1 protein-coding gene is annotated in these 1,439 nt (G+C 69.8%); it reads left to right on the top strand.

Going from position 1 to position 1,439, the window contains the following annotated elements:
- Positions 1-156: 156 nt before the first annotated feature.
- A complete protein-coding gene (locus AB0N14_RS40135; protein WP_366030615.1) occupies positions 157-1,416 on the top strand; it encodes an IS701 family transposase in 1,260 nt (419 codons plus the stop codon).
- Positions 1,417-1,439: the final 23 nt, after the last annotated feature.

Below are 1,439 nucleotides of genomic sequence, written 5' to 3'. Positions count from 1 at the left end.
TACTCCAGCCGGAGATGTGATCTTGTTGGTAGGGGCCGGTGGGGACACGGGTGCGGCCACCGTTGATCATCGTCAGGTGTGTGGACTGAAGACGAAGCGGTGGCCGCGGGCCACAGCGTAGTGCCTGCCCGCTGGCAGACGATGTTCGAGGCATTGCTGGGCCGGGTCGCGGGCCGTTTCAGGCGTCTGGAACCCCGGTTGCGAGTGCGGCAGTTGGTGCTGGGGCTGCTGGCGGACCTGCCGCGCAAAAATTGCTGGACGATCGCCGAGCACGCCGGGGATGCCAGCCCGGACGGGCTGCAGCACCTGCTCGGCCGGGCGAAGTGGGACGCCGACCTGGTGCGCGACGACCTGCGCGCATTCGTGCTGGACCACCTGGCCGACGACCAGGCCGTGCTGGTCGTTGATGAGACCGGCGACCTGAAGAAGGGCACCCACACCGTCGGCGTGCAGCGCCAGTACACCGGCACCGCCGGACGGATCGAAAACGCCCAGGTCGCCGTCTACCTCACCTACACCTCCCGGCACGGCCACGCCGGCATCGACCGCGCACTGTACCTGCCGAAATCCTGGACGTCCGACCCGCAGCGGTGCCGGCAGGCCGGTGTGCCCGAAGGTGTCGGCTTCGCCACCAAGCCGCAGCTCGCCGCGCAGATGATCGAGCGCGCACTGGACGCAGGCGCCCCGGCGGCATGGGCGGCCGGCGACGAGGTCTACGGCGACAACCCGCACCTGCGCGCCGTCCTGGAAAGGCGGCAGCTCGGCTACGTGCTGGCCATCTCCAGCACCCATCGCCTGCCCACCGCGGCCGGGCCGCAGCGCGCCGACCACCTGGCCAAACGCATCCCAGGGCAGGCCTGGCACAAGCTGTCCGCCGGACGCGGCGCGAAAGGCCACCGCTGGTACGACTGGGCGCACATCGCCCTGGCCGCACCTGGCCTGGCGGGCCATCAGTATCTGCTGGTCCGCCGCAACCGCCGCACCGGAGAGCGTGCCTACTACCGCTGCTACGCACCCCGACCGGTGCCGCTGGCCACCCTGGTCAAGATCGCCGGAAGCCGCTGGACCGTGGAGGAAACGTTCCAGAGTTCCAAGACCCTGGCCGGACTGGACGAGCACCAGGTCCGCCGCTGGAACTCCTGGCACCGCTGGGTCACCCTGGCCCTGCTCGCCCACGCCTTCCTCGCCATCACCGCAGCCCTCGAACGACAAGACCATGTCCTGACCGACGACGGCACCAGTCCGGACGGACTGGCCCCGCTCACCTGCAACGAGATCCAGCGCCTGTTCACCGCCCTGCTCCCACAGCCTGCCCGCGACCTCACGCACCGACTGCGCTGGTCCCTCTGGCGCCGACGCCACCAGGCCCGAGCCCGCCGCAGCCACTACCAACGCCAAGCCACCCAGCAGCCATAAAGATCACATCTCCGGCTGGAGTA

It is taken from the genome of Streptomyces sp. NPDC051104, from assembly GCF_040682835.1.
Classification (GTDB): domain Bacteria; phylum Actinomycetota; class Actinomycetes; order Streptomycetales; family Streptomycetaceae; genus Streptomyces; species Streptomyces cynarae.
This window is presented reverse-complemented; position numbering and strand designations above follow the sequence as displayed.